This window comes from Arthrobacter sp. A2-55 (assembly GCF_025548615.1).
In the GTDB taxonomy this organism is placed as follows: Bacteria; Actinomycetota; Actinomycetes; order Actinomycetales; family Micrococcaceae; genus Specibacter; species Specibacter silviterrae.
Genome location: NZ_JAJLOZ010000001.1, coordinates 47,255 through 69,460 on the forward strand (window position 1 = coordinate 47,255; position 22,206 = coordinate 69,460).

General features: G+C 67.3%; 18 protein-coding genes. 5 read left to right on the plus strand and 13 right to left on the minus strand.

Features of this window, described 5'->3' with window-relative positions:
• Nucleotides 1-33: 33 nt before the first annotated feature.
• The 9 genes from aroC to LPN03_RS00255 all read right to left on the minus strand — a co-directional run bounded on the left by aroC (nt 34) and on the right by LPN03_RS00255 (nt 9,872).
• Nucleotides 34-1,233, minus strand: a complete 1,200-nt coding sequence (aroC, locus tag LPN03_RS00215) for a chorismate synthase (RefSeq protein WP_262452355.1) — start codon at nt 1,231-1,233, stop codon at nt 34-36.
• A gap of 29 nt (nt 1,234-1,262) precedes the next feature.
• On the minus strand, nt 1,263-2,159 hold the full coding sequence (locus LPN03_RS00220) for a shikimate dehydrogenase (RefSeq protein ID WP_316254864.1): 897 nt from the start codon (nt 2,157-2,159) through the stop codon (nt 1,263-1,265).
• Nucleotides 2,160-3,365, minus strand: coding sequence for an endolytic transglycosylase MltG (gene mltG / locus LPN03_RS00225; protein WP_165180598.1), 1,206 nt, complete (start codon nt 3,363-3,365; stop codon nt 2,160-2,162). It lies immediately after the preceding gene.
• Nucleotides 3,358-3,951, minus strand: a complete 594-nt coding sequence (gene ruvX / locus LPN03_RS00230) for a Holliday junction resolvase RuvX (RefSeq protein ID WP_262452356.1) — start codon at nt 3,949-3,951, stop codon at nt 3,358-3,360. The genes mltG and ruvX overlap by 8 nt, the downstream gene beginning before the upstream one ends.
• 8 nt (nt 3,952-3,959) lie before the next feature.
• Nucleotides 3,960-6,638, minus strand: coding sequence for an alanine--tRNA ligase (gene alaS / locus LPN03_RS00235; protein WP_262452357.1), 2,679 nt, complete (start codon nt 6,636-6,638; stop codon nt 3,960-3,962).
• 145 nt (nt 6,639-6,783) lie between these two features.
• A complete protein-coding gene (locus LPN03_RS00240; protein WP_165180595.1) occupies nt 6,784-7,020 on the minus strand; it encodes a hypothetical protein in 237 nt (78 codons plus the stop codon).
• 27 nt (nt 7,021-7,047) lie between these two features.
• Nucleotides 7,048-7,422 (minus strand): DUF948 domain-containing protein, encoded by a 375-nt coding sequence (locus LPN03_RS00245; RefSeq protein WP_165180594.1) that lies wholly within the window; start codon nt 7,420-7,422, stop codon nt 7,048-7,050.
• Nucleotides 7,423-7,554: 132 nt separating this feature from the next.
• Entirely contained in the window at nt 7,555-8,181 is a 627-nt protein-coding gene (gene rpsD, locus LPN03_RS00250) for a 30S ribosomal protein S4 (protein ID WP_165180593.1), read from the minus strand.
• A gap of 254 nt (nt 8,182-8,435) precedes the next feature.
• On the minus strand, nt 8,436-9,872 hold the full coding sequence (locus LPN03_RS00255; RefSeq protein ID WP_262452359.1) for a replication-associated recombination protein A: 1,437 nt from the start codon (nt 9,870-9,872) through the stop codon (nt 8,436-8,438).
• Nucleotides 9,873-9,929: 57 nt separating this feature from the next.
• On the opposite strand from LPN03_RS00255, the gene LPN03_RS00260 reads away from it, so the two are divergent.
• A complete protein-coding gene (locus LPN03_RS00260; RefSeq protein WP_262452361.1) occupies nt 9,930-10,586 on the plus strand; it encodes an acVLRF1 family peptidyl-tRNA hydrolase in 657 nt (218 codons plus the stop codon).
• A 91-nt stretch (nt 10,587-10,677) separates the two neighbouring features.
• On the opposite strand, the gene LPN03_RS00265 is transcribed toward LPN03_RS00260, so the two are convergent.
• Nucleotides 10,678-11,469, minus strand: a complete 792-nt coding sequence (locus LPN03_RS00265) for a GNAT family N-acetyltransferase (protein WP_262452362.1) — start codon at nt 11,467-11,469, stop codon at nt 10,678-10,680.
• Between the two features lie 178 nt (nt 11,470-11,647).
• Here LPN03_RS00265 and LPN03_RS00270 point away from each other — a divergent pair, with 178 nt between their 5' ends.
• Nucleotides 11,648-12,949 (plus strand): hypothetical protein, encoded by a 1,302-nt coding sequence (locus LPN03_RS00270; RefSeq protein ID WP_262452363.1) that lies wholly within the window; start codon nt 11,648-11,650, stop codon nt 12,947-12,949.
• Nucleotides 12,950-12,997: 48 nt separating this feature from the next.
• On the opposite strand, the gene aspS is transcribed toward LPN03_RS00270, so the two are convergent.
• Together aspS and hisS are read right to left on the minus strand one after the other, a co-directional pair.
• Complete coding sequence (gene aspS / locus LPN03_RS00275; RefSeq protein ID WP_262452365.1) at nt 12,998-14,773, minus strand: aspartate--tRNA ligase; 1,776 nt, start codon at nt 14,771-14,773, stop codon at nt 12,998-13,000.
• Between the two features lie 341 nt (nt 14,774-15,114).
• Nucleotides 15,115-16,461 carry a histidine--tRNA ligase gene (gene hisS / locus LPN03_RS00280; protein ID WP_262452366.1) on the minus strand — a complete coding sequence of 449 codons (1,347 nt, stop codon included), beginning with the start codon at nt 16,459-16,461 and terminating at the stop codon, nt 15,115-15,117.
• A 243-nt stretch (nt 16,462-16,704) separates the two neighbouring features.
• Between hisS and LPN03_RS00285 the strand changes: the two genes are divergently transcribed.
• From LPN03_RS00285 to LPN03_RS00295, 3 genes are all read left to right on the plus strand, one after another.
• Entirely contained in the window at nt 16,705-17,502 is a 798-nt protein-coding gene (locus LPN03_RS00285) for a peptidylprolyl isomerase (protein ID WP_262452368.1), read from the plus strand.
• A gap of 125 nt (nt 17,503-17,627) precedes the next feature.
• Entirely contained in the window at nt 17,628-19,175 is a 1,548-nt protein-coding gene (locus LPN03_RS00290; RefSeq protein WP_262452369.1) for a DUF349 domain-containing protein, read from the plus strand.
• 84 nt (nt 19,176-19,259) lie between these two features.
• Nucleotides 19,260-19,880 carry a hypothetical protein gene (locus tag LPN03_RS00295; protein WP_262452370.1) on the plus strand — a complete coding sequence of 207 codons (621 nt, stop codon included), beginning with the start codon at nt 19,260-19,262 and terminating at the stop codon, nt 19,878-19,880.
• Here the strand turns inward: LPN03_RS00295 and LPN03_RS00300 are convergent.
• Nucleotides 19,877-22,138 (minus strand): RelA/SpoT family protein, encoded by a 2,262-nt coding sequence (locus LPN03_RS00300; RefSeq protein ID WP_262452428.1) that lies wholly within the window; start codon nt 22,136-22,138, stop codon nt 19,877-19,879. The genes LPN03_RS00295 and LPN03_RS00300 overlap by 4 nt on opposite strands.
• Nucleotides 22,139-22,206: the final 68 nt, after the last annotated feature.

Below are 22,206 nucleotides of genomic sequence, written 5' to 3' on the forward strand. Positions count from 1 at the left end.
GTGGCGCCCGGTCTTGTTCCGTCCCCGCCGCCATCAGTGCCCCAGCGTGTCCAGATTGGCCGGGATCGCGGCCAGGTAGGAGTCCATGTTGCGCTTGGTTTCAGCAATGGAGTCCCCGCCAAACTTCTCCACGAGGGCATCGGCGAGGACCAGTGCGCACATGGCCTCTGCCACAACGCCTGCCGCCGGCACGGCGCACACGTCCGAGCGCTGGTGGTGGGCCTTGGCCGGCTCCCCGGTGGCAATGTCGATGGTCTTCAGGGCGCGCGGCACCGTGGCAATGGGCTTCATGGCAGCGCGCACGCGCAGCACGTCGCCGATGCTCATGCCGCCTTCAATGCCGCCTGCGCGGTTGCTGGTGCGGATGATGCGTCCGGATTCGTCCCGCAGGATCTCGTCGTGGGCTGCGGAGCCGCGGCGGGCAGCCGTGGCAAAGCCGTCGCCCACCTCCACGCCCTTGATGGCCTGGATGCCCATGAGGGCCCCGGCCAGGCGCGAATCCAGGCGCCGGTCCCAGTGGACGTAGCTGCCCAGTCCCGGCGGCAGGCCGTAGGCCAGCACCTCCACAACGCCGCCTAGGGTTTCGCCTTCCTTGTGCGCGGCATCAACTTCGGCCACCATCGCGGCGGAGGTTGCTGCATCGAAGCACCGCAGCGGGTCGGCGTCGAGCGCGGCCACATCGGGGAAGGTAGGCAGCGGCGCCCCGTCGGGGGAAGCGACGGCGGCAATTTGGACGGTGTGGCTGACCAAGTGCACGCCCACGGCGGCCAGCATCTGCGCGGCAACGGCGCCCAGTGCCACGCGGGTGGCCGTTTCGCGCGCACTGGCCCTCTCCAGCACGGGGCGCGCCTCGTCAAAACCGTACTTTTGCATGCCGGTGAAGTCGGCATGGCCGGGCCGGGGCCGCGTGAGGGGCGCGTTGCGCGCCTGCTCGGCGAGTTCGCCGGCGTCCACGGCATCCGCGGACATTACCTGTTCCCATTTGGGCCATTCGGAGTTGCCGATCTGGATCGCAACGGGCCCGCCCTGGGTCACCCCGTGGCGCACGCCGCCGAGGATGGTGACTACGTCCTGCTCAAATTTCATCCGGGCGCCACGGCCGTAGCCGAGCCGGCGCCGGGCCAGGGCGTCCGTGACCATGGCGCTGCTGAGCTCCACCCCGGCCGGCACGCCTTCGATAATTCCCACAAGGGCCGGGCCATGAGACTCTCCGGCGGTCAACCAACGCAACATACGCTCCATCTTGCCATGTTCTGGCCCAGCTACTTGTGCTGCGTGCGATGCTCCAGCCCAAGTGCGTCGCACATCACATTGATGAGTTCCCCCGTCCGCCCGGCGGCCGCGTCCCCGTGTCCCCCGGCGGCGGCAAACATCAGGGCCTGCTCCACGCCCTGGTACAAAAGCATTTCAATCCCGGGCACCACGGTCCCGCCGGCCCGCTCCCATGCCGCAGCCAGTGCGCTGGGCCACGGATCGTAGGCAACGTCCAGCAGGCATGCCCCGGACATTTTCCCCAAGCTGGCGGGGAGTTCCTGCGCCAGCGGGTCCGCGGCCTGGGGCGGCAGCGTTGAAACCACGACGCCGTACCCCGCCAATGCCTGGGCCGCACCTGTGTAGGGCACCAGCCGGGCGGGCACGCCCAGCCGCGCGGCCACGGCCAGGGCCGCTGAGCTGCGGCCGGTGTCCCGGACGAAGATGTCCACTTCCGGCGCCCCGAGCCGTGCCATGGCGGCGACGGCTGAAACGGCCGTGCCGCCCCCGCCCAGCACCGCGGCCCGGGGGCGCGGTGCCACCCCGGCCTGCCGCAGGGCGTTCACAATCCCCGCCACGTCCGTATTGTCCCCCAGGAACCTGGTGCCGCCGTCGTCCGTCCTGGAGGCAACCAGGGTGTTGACGGAGCCCAATGCTGCGGCCACGTCAGTCAGCTCATCCGCCAGTTGTGCCGCCGCATTCTTCAGCGGCATGGTGACGGACAGGCCGTACCAGCTGCCGTCGGAGCGGACCTGGTCAAGGAAGGCCGGGAACTGGTGCACCTGGACATCGATGGCCGTGTAGCTGTAGTCGAGTCCCAGGACGGCATAGGCGGCATTGTGGAGGGCCGGCGACTTGGAGTGCCCAATGGGATGCCCCAACACTGCGCCCTGGCGGAACACTGGCATCTACTTGCATTCCCCCGGATTCGCTGCACACCAGGCCGTGTACTTGGCCACGTTTTGCAGGTGCTCGGCGTATGTTGCCGCGTAAAGCGTCTCGCCGGTCTTCAGGTTGACCGTCACCCAGAAGTAGTACGGGTTGCTCTGCGGGTGCGCGGCGGCCTCGATGGCGGCCCCTCCCGGGGAGCCGATCGGGCCTACGGGCAGGCCGGGGTGGGCGTAGGTGTTGTACAGGTTGGCCTTGTCGTCCTTTTGGGCCTGGCTCAGGTTGTAGGACTTGATGCCCAGCCCGTACGCCACGGTGGCGTCCGACTGCAGGTAACCGTGCGTTTCGCCGTTGGGATTGTTGATTCGGTTTTCAATGGCACCGGAAATCTCGGCATAGTTGGCCGCATTGCCCTCAAACTCGATGATGCTGGCGATCGTCAGGACCTTGTACTGCTGGGCGGGGTCGCTGACCCCGGCAGCGGCCAGGTTCTTTTGGGTGGCCGCCACCATTTCCTTCAGGATGCCCTTGGCATCGAGCTCAATGGGGAAGCGGTACTCGCCGGGCGAAAGGTAGCCTTCAAGGTTCTTGGCCGCGGCAGGCAGCCCAAAGGCGGCTGGATCGGAGGCGAGCTTTTCAAAGTCCCCCTTCGGAATTCCCGTGCCCTTGGCCAGGACGTCAAGGGTCTCCCCGAGGCGCAGGTTTTGCGCCACCGCCGCATAGTGGACCTTGGACAGGTCCCCGGCCAGGAGCACGGCCACGGCGTCCGAGGCCTTCATTTGCTTCTTCATGGCGAAGGATCCGGGTTGGAGGGAGCCGGTGCCGTTGGCGGCTGCCAGGGCGTCAAGGAAGGACTGCTCACTGGCCACCACGTCGTCGGATCGCAGTTCCGTCGCCACACTTCTGGCGGAGGAGCCGTCGGGGACCACCACCTGGACAGTGCCCGTGCCGGGGCCGGGATAGTCGGCCGGGGTGAAGCCGCCAAGCATGGGCTTGATGGTCTGCACCACAAAGAAGACGACGACGGCAAAAAGGGCAAGGACTATCAGGAAGATGACGGTGCGCCGGCGCCTGCGGACCCGCTTGGAGACGCGGGTGCTGCGCCGCGACGGCAGGGGATGCTCCTGGAAATAATGTTCCGTTTCGGCGTGCTCTTCGGCCCACTCGTAGTCGGCGCTGTCGGCGGCGTGCGCCCCGTGGCGTGCCTCGTGGAAAACTTCATTCATGGTCGCATCCTCCCGGTGAGGACGCCGGTGTTGGGCTGGAGATGGCTGAACCTTCTTCTGTGTCGGACCGGCCGGCACCTGCCTGGGTGCCCCGGTCCTCGGCGCGCACCAGTTCCCCAACGGTGGCGTTGCGCGCCTTTTGCATGTCAAGGGCCTGTTGGAGGATGCCAACGGCCGCTACTTGATCTACCACTTTACGGTGTTCACGGCTGCCGAGGCCAGCCGCATGGAGCGCATGGTGGGCGCTGACCGTGGTGAGGCGCTCGTCAATCAAGCGCACGGGCACCTGCTGCCCGGCACCTGCGAGGGCTTCGACAAGGAGCGCGGCGTAGCTGCGGGCCATTTCGGCTGACGCCTTTTCCTCTCCCCGGAGCGTGCGGGGCAGCCCCACAAAAACTTCGACGGCAGCCCGCGCCTGAACTTCCTTCACCACCACCTTGATGTCCGAGTTCCTCTTGGCGTCCCGGGAAAGTGTCTTCACGGGTGTGGCCAGGATCCCGTCGGGGTCGCAGGAGGCCAGGCCCACGCGGACCAGGCCCACGTCAATGCCCAGTTTTACGCCGTGCGGATACTTCCGCGGCTCCACGCGCCCGCCTACCGGTTCTTGATGGAGTCCGCGATGGCGGCCAGCGCGGCCGGGATTGCCGCCGTGTCCGTGCCGCCGCCCTGGGCCAGGTCCGGCTTGCCGCCGCCGCCGCCGCCCAGCACGCCGGCGGCAAGCTTCACCAGCGCCCCGGCCTTCACGCCCGCCGCACGGGCGGCCTCGTTGGTGGCGACCAGGATGACAGGGCGGCCGTTGCTGGTGCCCGCCACGGCCACCGTGGCTGAGGCGGAACCCAGCCGCTGGCGCAGGTCAAGGGCCAGGCCGCGGAGGTCGTCGGCGCTGGTGACGTCACCGGCGTCGTGCGCTATGAGCCGCACGCCGGCGGCGTCCACGGCCGTGCCCACCAGGGCGCCGGCTGCCGCGGCAAGCTGGTCCTTGCGCAGGCGCTCCAGCTCCTTTTCGGCATGCTTGAGCTTGGCCAGCGTGGCGGCGACCCGCTCCTGCAGGAGGTTCGAGGGGACCTTGAGCATGTCGGTCAGCGACGTCACCAGGGCACGCTCGGCGGCCAGGTGCCGGAACGCGTCCATGCCCACGAAGGCCTCCACGCGTCGGTTCCCGGACCCTACGGACTGTTCACCGAGGAGCGTGAGCGAACCGATCCTGGAGGTGCTTTCCACGTGGGTGCCGCCGCACAGCTCGCGCGACCACGCACCGTCGATCTCCACCACGCGCACCTCGGAACCGTAGTTTTCGCCAAACAGGGCGGTGGCACCGAGTGCCTTGGCTGCCGCCAGGGGCATGACGGTGGTGGTGACACGGTAGTTGTTGCGGATGGCTATGTTGGAAACTTCCTCGATCTCCGAACGCGTTGCAGCGCTCAGCCCCTCGCCCCAGGAGAAGTCGAAGCGGAGGTAGCCGGCCTTGTTGAAGGAGCCGCGCTGCAGGGCTTCGGGGCCGAGGATCTGGTGCAGGGCCGCATGCACAATGTGCGTGCCGGTGTGGGCTTGCTCGGCAGCATGGCGCCGCTGGCGGTCGACGGCGGCGTGAACCAGGGCATCCGCCGGCAGTTCGCCCTCCCGAACGATCGCCTGGTGGACGCTCAGGCCCTTGATGGGACGCTGGACGTCCAGGACTTCCACGACGAAGCCGTCGCCGGTGATCAGGCCGGTGTCCGCTGCCTGCCCGCCTGCCTCGGCGTAGAACGGGGTTTCGTCCAGGACAATGGAAATCTCATCCCCCGTGCTGGCGTGGGCCACGGGATGGCCGTTGGAAAGCAGGGACCGAACCCGGCCCTCCCCTTCCAGCTCCGTGTAGCCGGTGAAGACCGTCTCGCCCTGGGCGTGGAGTTCGTGGAACACCGACAGGTCGGCGTGCCCGCTTTTCTTGGACTTGGCGTCCTTCCGGGCGCGGTCGCGCTGCTCAAGCATGAGGGCGCGGAAACCTGCCTCGTCCACGGCCAGGCCGGCCTCGCCGGCCATTTCCAGGGTGAGGTCAATGGGGAAGCCGTAGGTGTCGTGGAGGGCGAAGGCTTCAGCGCCGGACAGGCTGGTGTGTGCGGCCTTGGATTCCTTCACGGCCTCTTCCAGCCGGGCGGTGCCGCTGGCGATGGTGCGCAGGAAGGATCGTTCCTCGGCGTAGGCGATCCGGGCAATGCGGGCGAAGTCGGCTTCCACGGCCGGGTAGGCGCCCTTCATGGCGTCCCGGGAAACAGGCAGCAGCTCGGGCAGGACGGCGGTTTCCACGCCCAGCAGGCGCATGGCGCGCACGGCACGGCGGATCAGGCGGCGCAGCACATAGCCGCGGCCCTCGTTGGAGGGGGTCACGCCGTCGGAAATCAACATCAGGGAGGACCGGATGTGGTCGGCAACCACGCGCATGCGGACGTCGTCCACGTGGTGGGGGTCTGCCGGGTCTTCGGTGGAGGTGTATTCCTTGCCGGAGAGTTCGGCGGCCTTGTCCAGGACGGGGCGCACCTGGTCCGTTTCATACATGTTTTCCACGCCCTGGAGGATCATGGAGAGGCGCTCCAGGCCCAGGCCCGTGTCAATGTTTTTGTTGGGAAGCTCGCCGACCACGTCAAAGTCAACCTTGGAGGTGACGTTGTCGATCTGGTACTGCATGAACACGAGGTTCCAGATTTCGATGTAGCGGGTCTCGTCGGCGACGGGGCCGCCCTCCACGCCGTATTCGGGACCGCGGTCGTAGAAGATTTCCGAGCAAGGGCCGGCCGGGCCGGGCTGGCCGGTGGACCAGTAGTTGTCTTCCTTGCCGATGCGCTGGATGCGGTCGGGGGCCACGCCCACCGTGTCCCGCCAAATCGCCAGCGCCTCTTCATCCTCGGTGTAGACGGTGACCCAGAGCCTGTCCACGGGAAGCCCGTAGCCGCCGTCGGCCAGGGGTGTGGTGAGCAGCTCCCAGGCCAGGGGGATGGCGGTTTCCTTGAAGTAGTCGCCAAAGGAGAAGTTGCCGCACATCTGGAAGAAGGTGCCGTGGCGGACCGTCTTGCCGACCTCGTCGATGTCGCCGGTGCGGATGCACTTCTGCACACTCGTGGCGCGCTTGTAAGGCGGCTCCTCGCGGGCAGTCAGGTACGGGATGAAAGGCACCATGCCGGCCACAGTGAACAGCAGCGAGGGATCCGACGAGATCAGCGACGCCGAGGGCACGGGGGTGTGGCCCTTGCTGGCGAAGAACTCAATCCAGCGCTCTGCAATTTCGTGGGATTTCATTAGCCTGGTGGCTCCTTCAATAGTGAAAACGGTTCAAAAATTTGTGGCCCGGGCAATGCCGGGCGTCCTGCACCCGGTACCGGGGCGGCCCCGTGGTTCCGCCGCCCCGGGGCGGTGGCGCGGCGCTGCGGTGCGGCTGCAGCTCTTAGTGGCGGGGGCCCACGGGACGGTCCGGGTCCAGGCCCAGTGCTCCCCGGAGCTCCGATTCACGGTGGTCCATGTTCTCACGCAGGGCGTCCGCGAAGTCGTGGACGGCGTCGGCCGCCCTGCCCACGGCGCGATTGAGGCCGTCCGGGCCAATGGCGCCTTTCGCGGCGGCCACCTTGCGTGCGGCCAGGACGCCGACGGTGATGCCGAGGCCAAGCCAGAAGATCTTTTTCATGCGTGCCTTTCCAAAAACCTGTGGACGTTAGCGGCTGCGGCGTGCGCGGACGCTTTTGTCGCGCCCGGCAAAGGCCTGGCGCACGCCGTAGGAGAAGGCTGCAATCTTGATGACCGGGGATCCCACCGTGGCGGCCAGCAGGGAGGACAGCGCCGAGATGTTTGCCGTGGCGTCGGAAATGTTGCTGGAAATCCCGTCCACCTTGCCCAGCTGTGTGTTGGTGGTGGCAACCGTGGTGGTGACTTCGTCAATGAGGGGTGTGGTGCCGTCCCCGATCTGGCGGATGGTCACACGGATTTCGTCAAACACCTTGCCCAGCTTGAAGATCGGCACGGCCAAAAGGGCAACCAGGATGGCAAATACCCCCGCTGCAATCAGTCCTGCAATGTCTCCACCAGTCATGGAGGGCCGCCTCATTTCCGAATAGCCAGATGTTACCCATACGTACCTTACTAAAAAGCAGCCCGCGGCGCGTGCCACGGGCTGCTTTCGAGGTGGGGCCGGAGCGATCCGGCCCTACATCCCGCTCACGGTTTAGCGTGAGTAGAATTCAACGACCAGCTGCTCTTCACAGGTTACGGGAACCTCGACGCGCTTGGGCTTGCGAACCAGGCGGGCCTGCAGGCTCTCCAGCTTCACATCCAAGTAGGCCGGGACGGCAGGGAGCACGTCGCGGTGCGCGCCGGCAGCGGCAAGCTGCAGGGGAACCATGGTCTGGCTGCGCGGGTGCACGTGGATCAGCTGACCCTCGGCAACGCGGAACGACGGGCGGTCCACGCGGGCGCCGTCAACCATGATGTGGCGGTGCACAACCAGCTGGCGTGCCTGGGCGGTGGTGCGGGCAAAGCCGGCACGCAGGACCAGGGCGTCCAGGCGGGTTTCCAGGATCTCGACCAGGTTTTCACCGGTCATGCCCTTGGTGTGCTTGGCTTCTTCGAAGGCACGGGTCATCTGTGCTTCGCGGATGCCGTACTGGGCACGCAGGCGCTGCTTTTCGCGCAGGCGGACTGCGTAGTCGCTGTCCTGCTTCTTGCGGGCGCGGCCATGCTCACCGGGGCCGTACGGACGGCGCTCGAGGTACTTGGCGGCCTTGGGGGTCAGGGCAATGCCGAGGGACCGCGAAAGGCGGGCCTGACGGCGGGCACGTGTGTTGTTAGCCACTTGTGTCCTTCCAATATTTGCAATACATGTATGTCCTGGCCTCCATTGTGGAGAGTTGAGGCTATTGCGGCCTCTTCGCTACAGCACCCGGGCATGGCCACCCACGCCTTTCAAACCGCGGCGCTGGGCCGTGAATGATTCAGGGAGTTGGACATGGAGCCGGGGCTTGCCAGTGCGCCATCAACTTTACCACCTGCCCGGCTGCCTGCCCGACGCCGTGAGACCCGTAAGTGCCGGGCGCTGGGTCCCGGGCGCTACGTGCCCGACGCCGGGGACGTGCCGCGGATGATCGCGCGCAGCCGTTCCATGCGCACGCCCATGTCGCGTTCGTATCCGTTGGCGGTCGGGACATAGTAGTTGCGGCCCACCAGGTCGTCCGGCGGGTACTGCTGGGTGGCGATGGAGTGCGGGGAATCATGGGAGTAGATGTACCCCTTGCCGTGGCCCAGCGCGGCAGAGCCTGCGTAGTGGGCGTCGCGCAGCGGCGCCGGAACCATGGTTCCCTTGCCCGCCCGGACATCGGCCAGGGCGGCATTGATGCCCATGTAGGCGGCGTTTGACTTCGGCGCCGTGGCAACGTGGACCACGGCCTCCGCCAGAATGATCCTTGCCTCGGGCATGCCGATCAGGGCCACCGCCTGGGCCGCTGCGACTGCAGTTTGCAGTGCGGTGGGATCGGCCATGCCAACGTCCTCGGCGGCCGAGATCATGATGCGGCGGCTGATGAAACGGGGGTCCTCACCGGCCTCGAGCATGCGGGCCAGGTAGTGCAGGGCCGCGTCAACGTCGGAGCCCCGCACCGACTTGATGAAGGCGCTGATGATGTCGTAGTGCTGGTCCCCTGCCCTGTCGTAGCGAACGGCAGCGGCATCAATGGCCCGTTCGGCAATGGCCAGGTCAATCGCGACCGGCGCATCGCCGGCGGCCTCTCCTGCAGACCTTTCCGACAGCGCCACCCCGGCGGCCGCCTCCAGCGTGGTCAGCGCGCGGCGCGCATCGCCGCTGGCCAGCCGCACCAGGTGGTCCAGCGCCTCCTCCGTGAGCGTGACCATGCCGTCCAGACCCCGGGGGTCGGTGACGGCACGCTCCACCAGCCCGCGGATGTCGTCGTTGGTCAGGGGCTTGAGGGTGAGGAGGATGGAGCGCGAGAGCAGGGGTGAGACCACGGAGAAGGACGGGTTTTCCGTGGTGGCGGCAATGAGCACCACCCAGCGGTTTTCCACCCCGGGCAGCAGGGCGTCCTGCTGGGCCTTGTTGAAGCGATGGATCTCGTCGAGGAACAGGACCGTGGTGCGCCCGTGCAGGTCCCGGTCCGTGAGGGCCTGGTCCATGACCCGCCGCACGTCCTTGACGCCGGCGGTGATGGCGGAGAGTTCCACAAACTTTCGCCCCGGCCCGCGTGCGATGACGTGGGCCAGGGTGGTCTTCCCCGTTCCAGGAGGCCCCCACAGCATGACGGACGCCGGGCCGGCCGGGCCGCCGGAGGTGCCGCCTCCGGCCAGCAGCTGCAGGGGGGACCCGGGCCCCAGCAGGTGCTGCTGGCCCACCACCTCCTCCAGGGTGCGGGGGCGCATCCGCACTGCCAGCGGGCTGCGGGGCCGCGATCCCGTGTCAGGCGCGGAGGCGAAGGGGGACGCGGGTCCGTCGTCCCCGTCGTCGTCCCCAAACGCACTGTCAAAAAGGTCAGTCACCCCCTTAGCCTATCCGCCGCACCGCCTGCCCGGGCCGCGCCCGGTATCGTGGCTGGGGTGACCCCGCCAACCCGCACAGCCTTTGTCCCCGCCGCCCGGCTCACCGGCTGGGTGGACAGGTTCTCCGCTGCGCATGGAGGCCTGGACACCCTGCAAGACACGGACGACGGCGTTCGGCTGGCCATGCAGGACGGCGCCGTTGCGCTGCTCTCACCTCCCTGGCCCGACGCCGGCCGGCCCGGGCGCGGTGCCACGTTGCTGGACCGCCTTGTGTCGCTGGCGTCCCAGGAACGGTCCATGGGCCTGGTGCTGGTGCGCCGTGGCGGATATGCCGTGGGCACCGCCGTGGGCGGAACGCTCCTGGCCCACAAGTGCGGCACGAAGTACATCCAGTCGCGCACGGCTGCCGGCGGCCAGTCACAGCACCGGTTCGCCCGGCGCCGCGGCAACCAGGCCGATGCACTGGTGGTCAAGGCTGCCGAGGAAGCTGCCCGCATTTTCGCGTCCGGGCCCTTTGAATACCTGGCCACCGGCGGCGACAAGGCCCTGGTCGACGCCGTCCTGGCCGAACCCCTCCTGCGGCCATTTGCCGCCCGCCCGCGCCTGGCGCCCCTGCCCGTGCCCGACCCGAACATGGCAGTGCTGGTCCGGGCCGCCGCGGACTTTTCCGCCATCCGCATCCAGGTCACCGACCCGCCTTCGGCGCCGAGATAGCGGTTCCGCGCCGAGACTCGCCCCCAGGCGGACGGGTTTCGGCGCGCACCCGCTACCTCGCGCAGGGACGGGGCCGGAACGGGACGCCGAGTCAGCAGGCGCCGAACGCCCGCCGAAGAGGGGCCTGCCTGTAGTGGTAGCGGCCGGCCTCGGCGAATCCCGCCGCGCCGTACAGGGCCTGTGCTCCCGTGTTGGCCGCCGTCACCATGAGCCACAGTGCGGCAGCTCCGGCCGCAGACGCCTGCCGCACCAGTTCGGCCAGCACGGCCGATGCCACTCCCTGCCGCCGGAAGTCCGGGTGCGTGGCCATGCAGTACACGCCGGCCCAGCCCTCCACGAGCGTCAACCGGCCCGTGCCCACGGCAACACCCTCCCCATTGCGCGCAGTGGCGTACAGGGAGTCGGCCCCCAACAGCACCTGCCGCGCGATCACCTTTTCCGCTTCCCCTCCCCTGCCGTCCACCCGCCACCACAGCTCGAGCCACTCGTCCGACGGCGCGTCCCCAACTTCCACGCGCAGGGCGGCGCCTTTTGCGGCGGGCGCCACCGGGACAGGCACTGAAGGCGTGACCGGCGCCGTCATGACGATGGTCTCGGACTGCTTCGAGTAGCCCCGCGTGTCCAGGAATGACTCCAGCGGGGCATTTTCCTCCCGGCGGGTCAATTGGAAGATGACGGGCTGGCGCCGTGCGGCGTACCAGTTTTCCGCGGTCCTCAGGGCGGCCGGCCCGTCACTGGTGGATTCCGCGGGCCAAATGGAGTTGGCGCGCTGGGTGACCCCGCCGGCCGACCGCAAAACCCAGCCGTCCGCCGTCGAACTTTCCAGGGCGGGCCAGGCCGCAGCCATGAGCGATTCCAGCAGGTCCAGGCGTTGTTCATCCATGTCCACATGGTAGGCCCCGGCGGCCACCACACTGCGTCGCTTGACAGGAATGGCGCGGCGGAAAAATGTCCTCCGAAAAAGCTGCACGGCACCGGAAAACGGGGCTACAGTCTCATTCAGGTGCCCACGGCTGTCCGGGTGCCGGTTCGGAATCGTCTTCGGAAATGGTGGTTCAGCAATGGGATGGACACAAGTAACAAGCGCCGGCGCTCTCACCCAGGCCCTCGCCTCGGGCGCCGCCAACATTGAAGTGATCGGCCGCCTCAAGGGCATGCCATCCGTGACCTTGCCGCCCGGAACGAAGTTGCGCGGCGGCGAACTCACCTTCGGCGCGAAGGGCCTGCGCCTCACCAGCGACAACACCGTGCAGGACACCACCATCACCACGTCACCGCACGAGGTGGCCATCTACAACGACACGTCCGTGCCGGACCTTGGCACCCTGACCCTGGCCAATGTCACCACCACCGGACAGGTGTACCTCGCCGCCGACAACAATGTCCGGGCGGGCCGCATTGAGGCCGACGGCGTCCACGTCACCGCAGCGGACACGCGCGGGCGCTTCCACCGCCCCACCGGCTTCGGCGTGGAGGCCCTGCAGGGCGCCTTTACGGTGTGGAACCGCCAGGCCGATGCCGCCGTGAGGCTCACGGCCCGGCTTGAACGCATCTCCGCCGGCAGCGCCGCGGAACCCGTCCATGGGAGCGGCGTTTTTGTCGGCGGGCACGGTGACACCGCGGGGAAGGCCGACGGCGGCACCATCGACGTTGAACTGCTCAGCACTGTGGACGTGTTCTCCAACGGCGGCATCGCCCCCGGCACGCCGGACCTGATCAGCGGCGGCGTATTCGTCATCAGCGGAGCCAATGTTGCCGAGGTGCGCAACCTGGGCACCACCACCACCTACGGCCAAAATGACATGGTCTTGGATAACTGGGGCGCCGTCACCGCATGGAATGCCCGCGGCGCCGTGACGTCGTGGGGGCCCAGCGGGATCGGCTTTGTGAACTTTGGCGACATCGGAGTCCTGACGGTTGATGCACCGGTGGAGACCTATGGCCTCGGCGCGCGCGGCTTCAATGTCTACGACGGCTCCCTGCGCGAGGCCGTGTTCGACTCCATCACGACCCACGGCGACGGTTCCGTGGGCGTGCAGGTCAGCCGGGACCTGCCGGCGCTGACCATCCGCGGCGACTTGCGCACCGAGGGCGGCACGGGCGAATCCCTGGTCAAGGGCGTGCTGCTCCCCCTGTCCGCCATTGCGCTGAGCATCAAGCCCGGAGGCCGCATCGGAACGGCAAGCATTGGCGGAAACGTGCGCACCGAGGGCGCCGGAGTGCCGGCCATGGAGCTGGAAGGCGAGCTGGATTCGATCACCGTGGGCGGCAAGGTCACGGCGGCGGGTGACGCGTCCGACGTCGTCCGGGCTGTCCCGGCACTGGCCGCGGCCATCGCCGGACTCACCATGGAAGGCCGTTAAGGACGGAATGCCGGCCTCCCCGCGGGAGGCCGGCATTCCCGGCTTTTGCTATTTGGCTTCGGGCTTGGCCTCCGGCTTGAAGTCCACGCCGGCTTCCTTGCGCTGCTGGGCAGTGATGGGGGCCGGGGCCGCGGTCAGGGGGTCGTAGCCGCCGCCGGACTTCGGGAAGGCAATGACGTCGCGGATGGAGTCAACGCCGGCCAGCAGGGACACCGCACGGTCCCAGCCGATGGCGATGCCGCCGTGCGGCGGGGCGCCGAACTTGAAGCCTTCGAGGAGGAAGCCGAACTTGGTCTGGGCGGACTCCTTGTCCAGTCCCATGAGTTCAAAGACCCGCTCCTGGACGTCGCGCTGGTGGATGCGGATGGAACCGCCGCCAATTTCGTTGCCGTTGCACACGATGTCGTAGGCGTAGGACAAGGCGCTCTCCGGGTCCTTGTCAAAGGTGTCCAGGAACTCCGGCTTCGGGGACGTGAACGCGTGGTGCACGGCCGTCCACTGACCGCTGCCCACTGCGACGTCGCCTGAAGCCACGGCGTCCGCCGCACGCTCAAACATCGGCGCGTCGACAACCCACACGAAGGCCCAGTCCTTGGGGTCGATGAGGCCTGTGCGGTGGCCGATCTCCACGCGGGCAGCACCGAGCAGTGCGCGGGACGGGTTGACCTCGCCGGCGGCGAAGAAGATGCAGTCGCCCGGCTTGGCACCCACGGCGTCGGCCAGGCCGGCACGCTCGGTGTCCGTGAGGTTCTTGGCCACGGGGCCGGCCAGCTCGCCGTCGTCCTTGAACAGGACATAGGCCAGGCCCTTGGCACCGCGCTGCTTGGCCCATTCCTGCCAGGCATCCAGCTGGCGGCGCGGCTGGGCGGCCCCGCCGGGCATGACCACGGCACCCACGTAGGGGGCCTTGAACACGCCGAAATTGGTGTCCTTGAAGAATTCCGTCAGGTCGGTCAGTTCCAGGCCGAAGCGCAGGTCCGGCTTGTCCGAACCGTAGCGGGCCATGGCGTCGCGGTAGGTCATGCGCCGGATCGGCGTGGGGATCTCAACGTCAATCAGCTTCCACAGGGCGGCGACGATCTTCTCGCCCAGGGCGATGATGTCATCCTGGTCCACAAAGCTGGCCTCGATGTCCAGCTGGGTGAACTCCGGCTGGCGGTCGGCGCGGAAGTCCTCGTCGCGGTAGCAGCGGGCGATCTGGTAGTACTTCTCAAAGCCGCCCACCTGCAGCAGCTGCTTGAACAGCTGCGGGGACTGCGGCAGGGCGTACCAGGACCCGGGCGCCAGGCGGGCGGGAACCAGGAAGTCACGGGCTCCTTCCGGCGTCGAACGGGTCAGCGTGGGCGTCTCGATCTCCACGTAGCCCTGCTCGTGCAGCAGCTCGCGGGCCACGCGGTTGGCTTCCGAGCGCAGGCGCAGGTTGCGCTGCATGGCCGGCCGGCGCAGGTCCAGGTAGCGGTGCTTCAGGCGCGCCTCCTCACCCACCTCCACGTGCTCATCCACCTGGAACGGCAGGGGCGCCGCTTCGTTAAGCACGACGACGTCATCCGCCACCACTTCGATCTCACCCGTGGCGAGGGCCGGGTTTTCATTGCCTTCGGGGCGGCGGGAGACAGTGCCCGTGACCTTGAGCACATATTCGTTGCGCAGCGCATGGAACACGTCTTCCTCGCGCACCACGATCTGCGACACGCCCGAGGCATCACGCAAGTCAAGGAACGCAACACCGCCATGGTCGCGCCGGCGGGCGACCCACCCGGCAAGGGTTACGGTCTGTCCAATGTGTTCAGCCCGCAAGGAGCCCAGGTCATGTGTGCGCAGCACAGCATTCCTTTCAATGGTGGTGAACGGCCCGCGAATGCGGCCGCAAAGTGACGCAAAGTGATTTGTCTAGAAGTTTACCGTGGCTGCGCCGGACCGCCGTTTCCCGCCCGGCTATCCGACGATCGGCCGCGGGCGGCCTCCGTCTCCTTTACGCCGGGCTAGAAAAACGGCGGCTCCGGCGCCTTGGTCCGACGGGCGGTGGTGACGTGCCCGCAGGGGCAGGAGCCGGCATTTTTTGTAGGCGACGTAAAGGAGACGCCAAAGGCCGCCCGCGGCCGACGCGGCGGATAGTCGCCGGAAAAATGGCGGGCCTGCCCCGTTAGGTGACCAAGGGGCGCCGACTACGCCGTGAGGATTTGCGGCTTGAGGTCCTCGGCCGGCGGCATCCAGGAATTCGGATCGGCGGGCAGCTGCTCGCCGGAACGGATGTCCTTGACCTGGTGGGCGCCGTCGTCATCGGTGAACCAGACGAACGGGATGCCGCGCTTGTCGGCGTACTTGATCTGCTTGCCGAACTTGTCCGCCTTGGTCGCCACCTCGGTGGAGATCCCGCGGGCGCGCAGCGCGGCGGCAACTTCCTGGGCCGAGGTCCAGCTGTCGTCGTCCGCCAGGGTGACCAGCACCGCCGTGGGGACGCTGCGGGAGGCAGTGGCGAACTCCTGGCTGAGGATGCGCGAAACCAGCCGGGTCACCCCGATGGACAGCCCGACGCCGGGGAACTTGCGGCTGCCCTTGGACGCCAGGGCGTCGTACCGCCCGCCGGAGCAGATGGAGCCGAGCTGTTCGTGGCCCACCAGCACGGTTTCGTAGACGGTGCCCGTGTAGTAGTCCAGGCCGCGGGCAATGGAGAGGTCCGCGACCACGGAGCCCGGGGCGCTCTTCACGGCCGCGGCGATGACCTGCTCCAGTTCATTCAGGCCCTCCTCCATGAGCTCGTTGCTCACGCCAAGGGCGCGCACCTGGCCCACGAAGGAAGTGTCCTCCGTGCGGATGGAGGCCAGGGCAAGGGCCTTGGCGGCCTGCTCCGCGGTGGCACCCAGCTCCGTCTGGAGCAGTTCCGCCACCTTGTCCGCGCCGATCTTTTCCAGCTTGTCAATGCTGCGCAGCACGCCGGCGGTGTCCTCCAGGCCAATGCCGCGGTAGAAGCCTTCGGCGAGCTTGCGGTTGTTGATGCGGAGCTTGAAGGCAGGTATGGGCAGGGCCGAAAGCGCCTCGGCAATGACCAGCGCCAGCTCCACGTCGTAGCGGAAGGGCAGCTCGCCGTCGGCCACCACGTCAATGTCAGCCTGCGTAAACTCGCGGGCCCGTCCTTCCTGGGGTCGCTCGCCGCGCCACACCTTCTGGATCTGGTAGCGGCGGAAAGGGAAGGAAAGGTAGCCGGCGTTTTCCACCACGTAGCGGGCAAACGGCACGGTCAGGTCAAAGTGCAGGGCCAGCTGGCTTGGGTCGGCCTTGGCACTCGCGGCAGCATTGCCGTCGTCGTCCTGGAGGCGGGAAAGGGCATACACCTCCTTGTCGATCTCGCCCTTGCGCAGCAGCTGCCCCACGGTTTCCACGGCCCGTGTTTCCACGGAACTGAAGCCGTGCAGTTCAAAGGTACGGCGCAGCGTGTCCAGCACATGCTGCTCCACCAGCCGCTCCTGCGGCAGCCACTCGTGGAAACCTGACAGGGAGGCGTTGCGGGCCATGGGTGGGGCTCTCCTTACATGCCTGCGCACCAATCCCGCCACGGTTTGGCGCGGCAGGGGCTGGTACAGGGAAAAGTGATGGTGTGAAGTGCACGGTGCCACGCACGCATCGGTAAATCAAATACATGGGTAAACTGGCATCCGGCTGCCATTTTATAAGATTTCGCGGGCCGCCCCAACTTGTCCCCGCCGGGTTCCCGCGGCTTGCGCCCGGCCCGTGAAGAAGTGAAAAGAGAGTCAGCGTTGGCTAACAGTAAAAAGGACGACCGTGAGGCCAAGGCACGCGTGGCCCGGATGCAGGCGAACCAGCGCATGCACCAGGACGGGCTGGCACGCCGCAAGCGGGACAACCTGATCGCCGCAGCGGCCATGGTGGTTGCCGTCGGCGTCGCCGTCGTCCTGGCCCTGACGGTTTTTTCCGGTTCCAGGAACGACGCCGCTGCCACCGACAATCCCTCCGCCACCTCCAGCGCGTCCCCCACTGCCGCGCCTGCCCAAACGAACAGCCCCACGGTTCCGAAGGCCGAGTCGGCTGCGGGCAAGGTCTTCACGGGAACGCTGACGCTCAACGGCCAGCCCCTGGGAGTGGAGTTTGACGGCACCAAGGCCCCCCAGGCGGCTGCCGTGTTCAAATCCCTGGCGGACAGCAAGTTCATGAACGGCAAGGTCTGCCACCGGCTCGCCGATGCGGCCAACTTTGGCGTGCTCCAGTGCGGCTCCCTCAAGGGCGACGGCAACGGGGACCCCAACTACCAGTGGGGGCCGGTGGAAAACTCGCCGGCCGACGGGAAGTACCCTGCCGGGACCATTGCCGTGGCACGGGGCTCCAGCACCTATTCCAACGGCACCCAGTTCTTCATCACGTTCAAGGACACCATCCTCCCCCAGGACACCGGCGGTTACACGATTGTCGGCAAGGTGACCAGCGGCCTGGACGTGGTGACGAAAATCGCCGCCGGCGGCATCACCCCGGGCGCGGGCGGCGCCACTGACGGTGCACCCAAGACAAAGGTCACGATAGACTCGCTTACGCTGAAGTAATCACGAATGGCCCCACCACCCGGGCGGCGCATGCGAAGCACCGGTTGGCAGCACCCTCGATGCCGGCCACATCGAACTGCACCACAGACCTGCCAGATTTCCCTCGACGCGAAAGACTTTTAGCGGTGACACACAGTCAAGAATCCGACGAAACAACGGCCACACTCACTGAACAGGGCATTGACGATTCCACCGTCACAGCCCCTGCGGCCGAGGCCCCTGAGGCCCCCGAGGCTCCTGCGGCGGAGGCCCCCGCCGGGCAGCCGGCGCCCGATGCAGCTCCATCGGCTCCGTTGCCATCAGCTCCCGCGCCTTCAGCTCCCGCGCCCTCTCCGGCAGCCTTCGCGGCCCGTCCCAAGGCCCCGGCCGCTGCTCCCCTTGCCGCACCGGCACCCGCTCCGGCTGCGCCGCCGGCCGTGGACCTGGAAGAAGCCGCCAAGTTTGGCCGTGCCGAAGATGACGGCACAGTCTTCCTGCTCCTGAACGGCGAAGAATTCCCCGTGGGCCAGTACCCCGGCGCCAGCAAGGATGAGGCCCTGGCCTACTTTGCCCGCAAGTTCGAGGACATCACCGCCCAGCTGACCCTGCTGGAACAGCGTGTCGAAGCCAAGGCACCCACCGCGGACATGAACAAGACACTCAGTCACCTGCGCGACCAGCTCGGTGAGCGGACCTCGGTGGGCGACGTTGCGGCCGCGCTGGCCCGGCTGGACGCCCTGTCGGAAAGCATCAAGGCTCTCCAAGGCGCCGAGCGTGCCTCCCATGAAGCCGCGCGCAGCGTGGAGCTGGCAGCCCGCGAAGCCATCGTGGCCGAGGCTGAAACGATCGCCGGCGAAGACCCTTCCGCAATCCTGTGGAAGGTCAGCAGTGCCCGCATGAATGAACTCTTTGAATCGTGGAAGCAGGCGCAGAAGACGGGCATCCGCCTGGGCCGCGCCACGGAGGAGGGGCTGTGGAAGCGCTTCCGGGCAGCCCGGACGGTCTTCGACCGCCACCGCCGCGCCTACTTCTCCCAGCTGGACAATAACAACGCCTCCGCAAAGACTGCCAAGGAAGCCTTGATCAAGGCGGCCGAGGACCTTTCCACCTCCACCGACTGGGGCCATGCCGCCGGCGAATACCGCCAGCTCATGGACCAGTGGAAGGCGTCCCCGCGGGCCAGCCGCAAGGACGACGACGCCCTGTGGAACCGCTTCCGCGCGGCCCAGGACAAGTTCTTCACGGCACGCCAGAATGCCAACGCGGCCCTGGATGAGGAGTTTGGTGCCAACCTGGTGGTCAAGGAGGCACTTGTCGCCGAGGCCCAGGCCCTGCTCCCCGTCAAGGACCTGACCGCCACCAAGAAGGCGCTGCAGTCCATCCGCGACCGCTGGGAAGAGGCCGGCAAGGTTCCCCGTGCCGACATGCAGCGCATCGAGGCAGGGCTGCGCAAGGTGGAGGACGCCGTCCGCGCCGCCGACGAGGACAACTGGCGCCGCAGCGACCCGGAAGCCAAGGCCCGCACCAGCAGCGCACTGAGCCAGCTCGAGGCGACCATCGCGGCGCTGCGGGACGAGTTGTCAGCCGCCGAACTGGCCGGAGACGCCCGCAAGGTCGCCAAGGCCCAGGAGGCCCTGGCCGCCCGCGAACTGTGGCTGGAGCAGATTCGCAAGGCAGCCGAAGACTTCTCCTAGCAAACAATGGGCCCCTGGGCCGGGTTGTCCACAATCCGGCCCAGGGGCCTTTTATGTGCCCGCATGGGCGTGCAAGCTGTAGGCATGAGTGATCCCCAGGAAGCATTCGGCATCCTCTCCCCCGGCTGCGAGTTCGAGGTGCCTGAGCTGTGCGCCATGGTGCTGGACCATGTGGTGGTGCCGGTGTTCGGCCAGGCCTTCCGTTCGGTCGCCGAGCCGGAGACCCCGGCGCTGAGGGCGGCCGCCATGGCCAGCCTGGTGCCGGACAACCTGGCGGGGCGGGCGGCCCTGGGCCGGATGTCGGCTGCCTGGGTCTACGGCTGCGCCCCGCGGCCGGCCATTGTGTGCCTGCTGATCAGCAGCGGGCACCGCAGCAGTGCCCTGCCGGCCCGAAGCGGCTGCAGCCTGCACGAAGTCCGGCTGGATTCGCTCGACGTCGAACGCCTGGGCGGCACGCAGGTCACCTGCGCGCTGCGCACGGCAGTTGATGTGGCCGTCACTGAATCGGCCGAATTGGCCACGGCCACGCTCTGGTCCCTGGCGAACAGTGCATCCCTGAACTGCCCGCTGGGGCGAATCAGGGCGGCCGTGGCGGCAGCCTCCCACGTTCCCGGCAAGCGCCGTGCGCTGGAGCTCATCGACGACATGCTCGCTGGCGGCCGTGCATGGGGACAAGCTGCCACGGAAGGCGGCGCCCTTGCCTAGTTCCTGCGTTGCGAACCGGACGTCCGGTAGACGTCATAGACCCCGTCAATGCGACGCACGGCATTCAGTACGTGGTGCAGGTACTTCGGGTCCCCCATTTCGAAGGCGAAGCGGGAGAGCGCCACCCGGTCGCGTGAGGTGTTCACGCTGGCGGCCAGGATGTTGACGTGGCTTTCGGACAGGACCCGGGTGACGTCGGACAAAAGGCTCTTGCGGTCAAGCGCCTCGACCTGGATCTCCACCAGGAACACACCTGACTGCGTGGGCGCCCATTCCACCTCCACCAGCTTGTCGGGTTCGTTCTTCAGGTGGATCAGGTTGGGGCAGTCCTCCCGGTGCACCGAGACCCCCGACCCCTTGGTGACGTAACCGGCAATGGGGTCCGGCGGCACGGGGGTGCAGCAGCGCGCCAGCTTCACCAGCACCTCGCCCACGCCGTGCACGATGACCCCTGAATCGGAAACCCTGGAGCGGGTGTTGGAGACGTGCGTGTCCAGCGGGGGCGCCGCGTCCTCGATGTCGTCACTGACCCCCAGGACGTCCACGAGGCGTTCGACGACGGACTGCGCCGAGGTGTGGCCGTCGCCCACGGCCGCGTACAGCCCGGCAATGTCCACATAGCGAAAGTGTTGGGTGACGGCCATGAGGACGTCGTGGGTCATCATTTTCTGCAGGGGAAGGTTCTGCTTGCGCATTGCCTTGGTCAGCAGTTCCTTGCCCTTTTCAATGGACTCTTCGCGGCGTTCCTTGCTGAACCACTGCCGGATCTTGTTCCGCGCCCGGGCACTCTTGACAAAGTTTTGCCAGTCCTGGCTGGGCCCGGCACCTTCGGCCTTGGACGTGAAGATCTCCACCGTGTCGCCATGTTCGAGCTCGCTGTTCAGCGGCACCAGCTTGCCGTTGACGCGGGCCCCCACGGTGCGGTGGCCCACCTCTGTGTGCACGGCGTAGGCGAAGTCCACCGGCGTGGACCCGGCAGGCAGGGCAATGACCTGCCCCCTGGGCGTGTAGACAAACACTTCGCGGGCGTTCATCTCGTACCGCAGCGAGTCGAGGAACTCGTTGGGGTCTGACGTCTCCTGCTGCCAGTCCACCAGCGTGCGCAGCCAGTTCATGTCCTCCTGGCCGGACACCGGGTTCTTGCTGCCGGTCTTGTACTTCCAGTGGGCGGCAACCCCGTATTCGGCCCGTTGGTGCATTTCATGCGTGCGGATTTGAATCTCCACCGATTTGCCGTCCGGGCCGATCACCGTGGTGTGCAGCGACTGGTACATGTTGAACTTCGGCATGGCGATGTAGTCCTTGAACCGGCCGGGCAGCGGGTTCCAGCGGGCATGGACGGTGCCCAGGGCGGCATAACAGTCCCGCACCGTGTCCACCAGCACGCGCACGCCCATCAAGTCATTGATGTCGTCAAAGTCCTTGGCCCGCTGCACCATTTTTTGGTACACGGAATAGTAATGCTTGGGCCGGCCGGTGATTTCAGCCTTGATCTTCGCGACCCTGAGGTCATCGGCAATTTGCCGGCGGATGGCGCCAAGCTGCTTTTCACGCTCGGGGGAACGGTCCTGGACCATGCGGACCAGTTCCTCATACACCTTCGGGTACAGCGCGGCGAAGGAAAGGTCCTCCAGCTCCCACTTGATGGTGTTCATGCCCAGGCGGTGGGCCAGCGGGGCAAAAATGTCGAGGGTCTCGCGCGCCTTGCGGCCGGAGGATTCCGCGGAGACAAACCGCCAGGTGCGTGCATTGTGCAGCCTGTCGGCCAGCTTGATCACCAGCACGCGGATGTCCTTGGCCATGGCAATGACCATTTTGCGGACAGTCTCCGCCTGGGCCGTGTCGCCAAACTCCACCTTGTCCAGCTTGGTGACCCCGTCAACCAGCATGGCAATTTCATCGCTGAAGTCCCGGCGCAGTTCATCCAGGGTGTACGGGGTGTCTTCGACGGTGTCGTGGAGCAGGGCCGCGGCCAAGGTGGGCCCGCTCATGCCCAGTTCGGCCAGGATGGTGGCCACGGCCACCGGATGGGTGATGTAGGGGTCGCCGCTTTTGCGCTTTTGGCCTTCGTGGTACTTTTCGGCCACGGCAAAGGCCCGCTGGATGAGGTCGAAGTCTTCCTTGGGGTTGTTGGCCCGCACAATCCGCAACAACGGTTCAAGTATGGGTGAATGCGTTTCAGTATTCCAGCCCGCCAGCCGCGCCAGGCGCGAGCGGGTGCGCTCACGGCGGCCGGGAAATGTGGGCCGCACCTCCACGGGGTGCCTGGCCGGCTGGGCGCCGCCGTCGTCCTTGCCGTCCCCGGGAACTCCGGCCAAAAGCTCAT

What these genes read in the sequence shown, in the direction of transcription:
- aroC (WP_262452355.1), bottom strand. Translation starts at nt 1,233, where the DNA reads ATGTTGCGTTGGTTGACCGCCGGAGAGTCTCATGGCCCGGCCCTTGTG.
- LPN03_RS00220 (WP_316254864.1), bottom strand. Translation starts at nt 2,159, where the DNA reads ATGCCAGTGTTCCGCCAGGGCGCAGTGTTGGGGCATCCCATTGGGCAC.
- mltG (WP_165180598.1), bottom strand. Translation starts at nt 3,365, where the DNA reads ATGAATGAAGTTTTCCACGAGGCACGCCACGGGGCGCACGCCGCCGAC.
- alaS (WP_262452357.1), bottom strand. Translation starts at nt 6,638, where the DNA reads ATGAAATCCCACGAAATTGCAGAGCGCTGGATTGAGTTCTTCGCCAGC.
- LPN03_RS00240 (WP_165180595.1), bottom strand. Translation starts at nt 7,020, where the DNA reads ATGAAAAAGATCTTCTGGCTTGGCCTCGGCATCACCGTCGGCGTCCTG.
- LPN03_RS00245 (WP_165180594.1), bottom strand. Translation starts at nt 7,422, where the DNA reads ATGACTGGTGGAGACATTGCAGGACTGATTGCAGCGGGGGTATTTGCC.
- LPN03_RS00265 (WP_262452362.1), bottom strand. Translation starts at nt 11,469, where the DNA reads ATGGATGAACAACGCCTGGACCTGCTGGAATCGCTCATGGCTGCGGCC.
- LPN03_RS00270 (WP_262452363.1), top strand. Translation starts at nt 11,648, where the DNA reads ATGGGATGGACACAAGTAACAAGCGCCGGCGCTCTCACCCAGGCCCTC.
- hisS (WP_262452366.1), bottom strand. Translation starts at nt 16,461, where the DNA reads ATGGCCCGCAACGCCTCCCTGTCAGGTTTCCACGAGTGGCTGCCGCAG.
- LPN03_RS00295 (WP_262452370.1), top strand. Translation starts at nt 19,260, where the DNA reads ATGAGTGATCCCCAGGAAGCATTCGGCATCCTCTCCCCCGGCTGCGAG.